5 protein-coding genes are annotated in these 7,299 nt (G+C 72.2%); 4 read left to right on the forward strand and 1 reads right to left on the reverse strand.

Features of this window, described 5'->3' with window-relative positions; all coding sequences use genetic code 11:
* From BZY54_RS46035 to BZY54_RS46045, 3 genes are all read left to right on the forward strand, one after another.
* A partial coding sequence (locus BZY54_RS46035; RefSeq protein ID WP_425276391.1) for a maleate cis-trans isomerase family protein occupies nucleotides 1-441 on the forward strand: 441 nt, incomplete at its 5' end.
* A 224-nt stretch (nucleotides 442-665) separates the two neighbouring features.
* The gene (locus tag BZY54_RS46040) at nucleotides 666-1,820 is read left to right on the forward strand and encodes a glutathione-independent formaldehyde dehydrogenase (protein WP_086731295.1); all 1,155 of its coding nucleotides are present in this window, start codon (nucleotides 666-668) and stop codon (nucleotides 1,818-1,820) included.
* Between the two features lie 86 nt (nucleotides 1,821-1,906).
* Complete coding sequence (locus BZY54_RS46045) at nucleotides 1,907-3,013, forward strand: LLM class flavin-dependent oxidoreductase (protein WP_086731296.1); 1,107 nt, start codon at nucleotides 1,907-1,909, stop codon at nucleotides 3,011-3,013.
* Nucleotides 3,014-3,243: 230 nt separating this feature from the next.
* Here BZY54_RS46045 and BZY54_RS46050 read toward each other — a convergent pair whose 3' ends face one another.
* Nucleotides 3,244-5,214, reverse strand: coding sequence for a putative bifunctional diguanylate cyclase/phosphodiesterase (locus BZY54_RS46050; RefSeq protein ID WP_425276392.1), 1,971 nt, complete (start codon nucleotides 5,212-5,214; stop codon nucleotides 3,244-3,246).
* Nucleotides 5,215-5,838: 624 nt separating this feature from the next.
* Here BZY54_RS46050 and BZY54_RS46055 point away from each other — a divergent pair.
* Nucleotides 5,839-7,161: a M6 family metalloprotease domain-containing protein gene (locus BZY54_RS46055; RefSeq protein ID WP_086731294.1), complete on the forward strand. Its 1,323-nt coding sequence runs from the start codon at nucleotides 5,839-5,841 to the stop codon at nucleotides 7,159-7,161.
* Nucleotides 7,162-7,299: the final 138 nt, after the last annotated feature.

Consider the following 7,299-nt stretch of genomic DNA (forward strand, 5'->3'; position numbering starts at 1 on the left):
GCCGGCATGCCGGCCTCCTCGACCTCCTTCGGCTTCGTGCACGCGGTGCGGGAGATCGGCGCGCGCCGGGTGGCGGTCGCGGCGCCCTACCCCGACGACGTGACCGCCCTGTTCGTGGACTTCCTGCGCGCCGGGCAGGTGGAGGTGACCTCGGCGCACAGCGCCGGGACCACCACGGCGGCAGAGGTGGCCGCCTGGGGCGAGGCGGAGGTCCTGGCCCTGGCGCGGCAGGCGAAGGCCGGGGACGCCGACGCGGTGCTCCTGCCGGACACCGCCCTGCACACCGTCTCCCACATCCCGGCCCTGGAGCAGGAGCTCGGCACACCCGTCCTCACCGCGAACCAGGTGACCGTGTGGGAGGCCCTGCGGCTCACCGACCGCCGTGTCAACGCCCCGGGACTGGGTGCGCTGTTCACCCGGGAGCCGATCGTCCAGGTGTGAGGCGGCCCGGGTCGCCGCGTGTGCGACGGGCCGGGTCCCGCGTGACGCCCCGGGCGGGTTGCGGCTGCGGTCGCGGGGGCGTTACCTGGAAGTGTCCGGCGGTGCAGCGAGAACGCCCCTGGGGCCCGGCAGCACCCGGCGGTTCGGTCTACCTGTGTGTCCCGCCCCCGGCAGCGGCCCGTCGTCGCCGTCGGCGTCCAGCGTCCGACGCGGAGGTGACCCAGGTGAAAGCCGTCGTCTATGAGAAGCCCTACAACGTGGTGGTGCGGGACGTCGACGACCCGCGGATCCAGCACCCCAACGATGTGATCGTCCGGGTCACGTCGTCCGCGATCTGCGGCTCGGACCTGCACATGTACGAGGGCCGCACGGCCGCGGAGCCGGGCATCGTCTTCGGGCACGAGAACCTCGGCATCATCGAGGAGGTCGGCAGCGGCGTGACCTCCCTGTCCGAGGGTGACCGGGTCGTGATGCCGTTCAACGTCGCGTGCGGGTTCTGCAAGAACTGCCTCGCGGAGAAGACCGGGTTCTGTCTGACGGTCAACCCCGGCTTCGCCGGCGGAGCCTACGGATACGTGGCGATGGGCCCCTACCTCGGGGGCCAGGCGGAGCGGGTGCGTGTGCCCTACGCCGACTTCAACTGCCTGAAGCTGCCGCCCGGGGAGGAGCACGAGACCGACTTCGTGCTGCTCGCGGACATCTTCCCGACCGGGTACCACGGCTGTGAACTCGCCCAGGTCTCGCCCGGGGAGTCCGTGGCCGTCTTCGGCGCGGGACCGGTGGGCCTGATGGCCGCCTACTCGGCGCTGCTGCGCGGCGCCTCCAAGGTGTTCTCGGTGGACCGGGTGCCGGAGCGGCTCGCCAAGGCGGAGGAGATCGGGGCCGTCCCCATCGACTTCACCAAGGGCGACCCGGCCGAGCAGATCAAGGAGCAGACGGACGGCGAGGGCACCGACAAGGGCGTGGACGCCGTCGGCTACCAGGCCCAGTCGCACAAGGACGTCGGCCACGAGGAGCCCGCCGTCGTCCTCAACACGCTCGTGGAGACGGTACGGCCCACCGGCATGCTCGGCATACCGGGGCTGTACGTACCCTCCGACCCGGGCGGGCCCGACGAGCACGCCAAGCACGGCCAGCTGCTGGTCTCCATCGGCCGGATGTTCGAGAAGGGCCAGCAGATGGGCACCGGCCAGTGCAACGTCAAGCGGTACAACCGCCAGCTGCGCGACCTGATCATCGCCGGGCGCGCCAAGCCCAGCTTCGTGGTCTCCCACGAGCTGCCCCTGGACCAGGCGCCCCAGGCGTACGAGAAGTTCGACAAGCGGATCGAGGGCTACACCAAGGTGGTCCTGCACCCGGGACACGCGCTGGCGGCGTGAGAGACGGGTGAGGGAATAAGCGGAGAGCGTCTCCTGTTAGGACCGGGCAGGACAAGCGCACGGCACACACAGGAGGCGCCCCCGTGTTGGCGAACGAGATCCGCGGCGAAGCCCTCGGCACCGCACCCGTACCCCTCTCCGTACTGGACCTGGTGACCGTGGGAGCGGGCCGCACCGCCACGGACGCGCTGCGCACGAGCGTCGCGATCTCCCGCCTCGCGGAGAGCAGGGGCTACCACCGCTACTGGGTTGCCGAGCACCACTCCATGCCGGGCGTCGCCTCCTCCTCGCCGGCTGTGATCCTCGCGCACCTCGCCGCCCACACCGAACGCATCCGCCTCGGCTCGGGCGGTGTCATGCTGCCGAACCACGCCCCGCTGGTGATCGCGGAGCAGTTCGGCACCCTGGAGGCCATGGCCCCCGGCCGGGTCGACCTGGGCCTCGGCCGCGCCCCCGGCACCGACGGCGCCACCGCCGCCGCCCTGCGCCGCACGGACCACCTGAACGAGGGCGCCGACGACTTCCCCCAGCAGCTCGCCGAACTCACCCGCTTCCTCGACGACGACTTCCCCGACGGCCACCCCTACGGCCGTATCCACGCCGTCCCCGGCCCGATCCAGGCTACCTCCCCGGGTGGTGTGCAGTCCCCCCACCGGCCGCCGATCTGGCTGCTCGGCTCCTCCGGCTTCAGCGCCCGCCTGGCCGGCATGCTCGGTCTGCCGTTCGCCTTCGCCCACCACTTCTCCGCGCAGAACACCATCCCGGCCCTGGACCTCTACCGCGAGTCGTTCCGCCCCAGCGCGGTCCTCGACGCCCCGTACGCCCTGATCGGCGTCGCGGCCCTCGCCACCGACGAGGAGAAGGAGGCGCGCCGCCAAGTGCTGGCCGCCGCGCTGAACATGGTCCGGCTGCGCACCGGCCGCCCCGGCCTGGTCCCCACCCCCGAGGAGGCGGAGGCATACGAATTCAGCCCGATGGAACGGGACTTCATCGCCTCCTGGAACGCCAACGTCATCCACGGCACCCCGGACGAGGTCCGCTCCGGCCTCGACGACCTCCACAAGCGCACCGGCGCCGACGAGTTGATGATCACGAGCAACGCCCACAGCGGAGACGTGCGCCTGCGCAGTTACGAACTCATCGCGGACGCCTACGGGTTGCCCGCCTCGTCCCCGTCGCCGACTGGGGCCTGAGGCCGCCAGGGTCCTTCGTTCGGATCGGGCCGGATCAGGGAGCGGGGTCTGGTGCGTGCGGCCGCGAGGCGGAGGAGGGTGTGGCCGCGACGGGGGTCCCCCTGCTCGTTGGGAGCCTGGGGGCGTCGGCGACCGACGACGACGCCGCTGGGGGCACAGCCCACGCCCTTGAGGCAGTGTGGGAGTGCGTGCCAGGCCCCGCGAGCCCGGCATGATCCGAACGGGAGACCCTAGCGGCGCCCGCAGGCGTGGCCGTCGAGGAGTTCGGAGATGCGGTCCGGTGAGACCGGCCGGGAGTACAGCCAGCCCTGTCCGGTGTCGCAGCCGATGCGGCGCAGCCGGCTGGCCTGGTCGGAGGTCTCCACGCACTCGGCGGTGACGGTCAGCCCCAGCCGGTGGGCGAGCTGGATCATCGCCTCGACGATCACCTCGTCGGCGGGGTTCGGCCGGCTCGCCGCGGCCTCCCGCGTCCCCGTCTCCCGCGGCTCCCGCGTCTCCCGTTCCTCGTACTGGAAACCGCGCACGAAGGACCCGTCCAGCTTCAGCGCCGACACCGGCAGGCGGCTGAGGTAGGCCAGGTTGGAGTAGCCGGTGCCGAAGTCGTCGATGGCGATGTGCACGCCCATGTCGCTGAGGGCCCGCAGCGCCTGAAGCGGCCGTCCGGCCGAGCCCATCACCGCCGACTCGGTCAGCTCCAATTGAAGCAGGTGCGGCGCCAGTCCGGTCTCCGTGAGCACCTGGGCCACGTCCGTGACCAGGTCGGAGTCCCACACCTGACGGACCGCGACGTTGACGCTGACGAAGATCGGCGGCTCGTCCGGGTGGTCCAGCTGCCAGCGCCGGGCCTGGCGACAGGCGGTGGCCAGGATCCAGCGGCCGAGCGGCACGATCGAACCGTCCTCCTCCGCCAGTGTGATGAACCGATTCGGCGTCAGCACGCCGAACTGCGGGTGCCGCCAGCGCACCAGCGCCTCGACACCCCGCAGCCGCCCGTCGTCCATGCCGACCAGCGGCTGGTACTCCAGCGTGAACTCGCCTCGCTCGATGGCCGCGCGCAGCGTGGAGACCAGCGCCTGACGGGTCATGCGGTGCGCGTTGCGCTCGGGGTCGAACAGGGTCCAGCGGGCCCTGCCGTCCGCCTTCGCCCAGTACAGGGTGGTGTCGGCCGCCTGCATCAGGGCGGTGGCCGAGGTCCCGGCGGTCTGCCGCTCGACCACGCCGATCGACGCCGACACCGACAGCCGTCTGCCGAAGATCTCGAACGGCGCCTGAAGGACCGTCAGCACCGACTCGGCCAGGTCGGCGAGCTGTTCGGTGCCGGTCGAGTCCTCGACGAGCAGCGCGAACTCGTCGCCGCCGAGCCGGGCCACCAGCGGGGCGCCGGCCCGGCCGTGGCCGGCCGCGTCGGCGCAGTTCGTCAGCCGCTGGGCCACGGCCGCGAGCAGCCGGTCGCCGAAGCGGTGGCCGAGGGTGTCGTTGACCGCCTTGAAGCCGTCGAGGTCCAGGTAGCACAGGCCGATCCGGCCGGTCCCGCCGTGCTCGTGCGACTCCGCGGACGCCGTGGGCTCCGCCTCCAGTGCGGCGGAGAGGCGCTCGAAGAACAGCGTGCGGTTGGGCAGCCGGGTCACCGGGTCGTGCATCCGTACGTGCCGCAGCCGGGCCTGGAGTTCGCGCCGGGCGCTGACGTCGGTGATGGACAGCAGCACGCCGGGGGGCCCGGGTGTGCTCTCCGGCGGCGGTGGGTGTTCGGGGGGCAGGGGGGCGACCGTGACCTGGACCCACAGCGACCGGCCGTCGGCGTGTTTCAGGCGGCGGGTGCAGCGCAGCCGGGCCTGCCGGCCGTGCAGGACCTCGCGGTAGGCGTGCCAGGTGCGGGTGTCGGAGGCCAGGTCCACCAGGTCGGCGGCGACCTGCCCGGCGAGTTCGCCGGGTTCGCTGCCGAGCAGCGCGCCGAAGGTGCCGTTGGCGCTGACGACCAGCCCCGCGCCGTCGAGCACGGCCATCGCCAGGGGAGCGGTGTCGAAGACCGAGCGGAAGGGCTGGCTCGCGGGGGCGGCGGAAGCGACCGGCGCGGGTTCGGCCAAGTCGGTGAATCCGGCCGGAACGAGGGCCGGTTCCGCCATCGGAGTGAGGTCGGGCGCGGCGAGGGCCGCCGGCGAGGGTGTCGGCCCGGGTCCCGGGGCGGGCTCGGACGGGACGATCGGAGGCGTCGGGAGAGGGGTCGGGGCGGTGGTGGCGCCTGCCCCTCCCTCGCCGACGGCGGCGACGGCCGTTCCGGTACCGAACGGCTTCGTAACATCACTCTGTGTGACTTTCGGCCGGATGAGGTCTGCCGCGGGCGTCGGCCCTTCGGACGTTCCGCTCACCGCTCGCTCCCGCAGTGCACTCGGTCTTCGTATCGGTCTCGTCGGGCGGCCGGCCGGATGACGCACGGCCGCCGGGCCCGTGTCCGCGCAGGAAAGTGCCAGGAAAGTGTGCCGATCATAGATGCTGGCGCCTGACCCGTTCCAGCCACTTGCCGGTGTTGCGAGGTGGCGGGTCCTTCTCGCAGATTGTTTCTGCTCGCACTTGGACGGGTTCTTCTGACGACCGACCACTTGTGACGTTCCGTGAGTGGTTCGGGGGTGTCGTCCCCCGGAGCCGCCATCGCCCCGGACGACGTGCGGGCCATGGCTGCGAACACCGTGCGGACCACGGCTCGGTGCGGCGCGAACTCGGGTCACTCACCTTCCCTCACCCTTCCGGTGCAGACAAACAGGGCGTACCTCTACAAACTCCCACAGGCTGGGTGCGGTGTCCCCGCGAACCGCACCCGGAGGTCCCCCGTGCCGCGTCAGCTTCCTTTGAAGGTGCTCACCCGTGACGCCCTCAAAGCGCTGGGCGGCGCAGGGGTGCGGCCCCGACTGCGCAGCGCCGCGGCCGTGTTCTCCGTCATGTCGGCGGTCGCCGCCACCTCGATCCTGAGCGGTCCGTCGGTCGCCGAGCCGTTCTCGCCCGTGCCCTGCGAGCTGCCGCGGACCGATGTGCACCACTCGGAGGGAGTGGACTCCTGGAACTCCGCCTACGTCCGGCCGACCAAGCCGATCGACGCCGTGATGATCTTCCTGTCCTTTCCCGACTCGACCCCGCTCACCACCCCGGCGGAACTCGCCGCCGACTACTTCCCGTCCACCAGCCAGTTCTACGAACGGGCGTCCTACGGCCGGTTCAAGCTGCGGCCGCATCCGCTCAAGCAGTGGATCCGGATGCCGAGGGCGTCCACCGCGTACGCCATCCACCGCGACTGGAACGCCGCCCGCCGGGCCGCCTACCTGCGCGACGCGCTCGCCGCCGCCGACCCGAAGGTGGACTTCTCGCGCTACGGCGTCGTCTACTTCGTGGCCGACCCGGATGCGCCCGGTGTCGACTCGGACGCCACGAAGGTCGTCAACCTGCAGACCCCGCTGCGAGCCGACAACACGGACATCCGGCGGGTGGTGACGGTGTTCGAACGGCATCCGCCGGACCGGCTGGTGCTCGCGCACGAGACCGGACACGTCTTCGACCTGCCGGACCTGTACCACGCCCCCGCGGACGACAAGGGTGACTGGGACACCTATGTGGGGGACTGGGACCTGATGGGCAGCCAGTTCGCCCTCTCACCCGACTTCTTCGCCTGGCACAAGTGGCGGCTCGGCTGGCTGGACCCCCGTCAGGTGGCGTGCGTGCGGGGAACCAAGCCGACCCGGCTGACGCTGGAGCCGGTGGAGGTGGGCCCGGCGGGCACGGGCCCGTCGGCGGCGGGTGCCGCCGGACGGCCGCTGTTCGGGCTGGGCGGCGGCACGAAGCTCGCGGTGGTGCGGACCGGGAGCCACAGCGCACTGGCCATCGAGGCGCGGGAGTCGCTGGGGAACGACGTCACCGCGTGCCGGGAGGGGGTGCTGGTGTACCGGGTGCGCAGCGGGACGGAGTCGGGCGAGGGGCCCATCCGGGTGGTCGACACCCATCCGCACACCTCGGCCTGCCCGGAGAACTCCGTCTACCCGCCGCTCGCGGACGCGCCCCTCGGGGTGGGCGAGAGTTTCACGGTGCCGGGCGACCGTGTCCGGGTGGAGGTGGAGGACCGCACACCTTCGGGGGCCTACACGGTCGTGATCACGCCCGGCTGACGCCGCGGATCGGCCGACGCCATGGCCGCGCCCGGCCGGCCCCGCGGCCGGTGGTGAAGGTGCGCGGAAACGACGAAGGCGAGAAGCTCGCGTTTCCGCGAAACTCCTCGCCCTCGCCATCGTGCGCCGCCAGGGACT

This window comes from Streptomyces carpinensis (assembly GCF_002154505.1).
Lineage (GTDB): Bacteria > Actinomycetota > Actinomycetes > Streptomycetales > Streptomycetaceae > Streptomyces > Streptomyces carpinensis.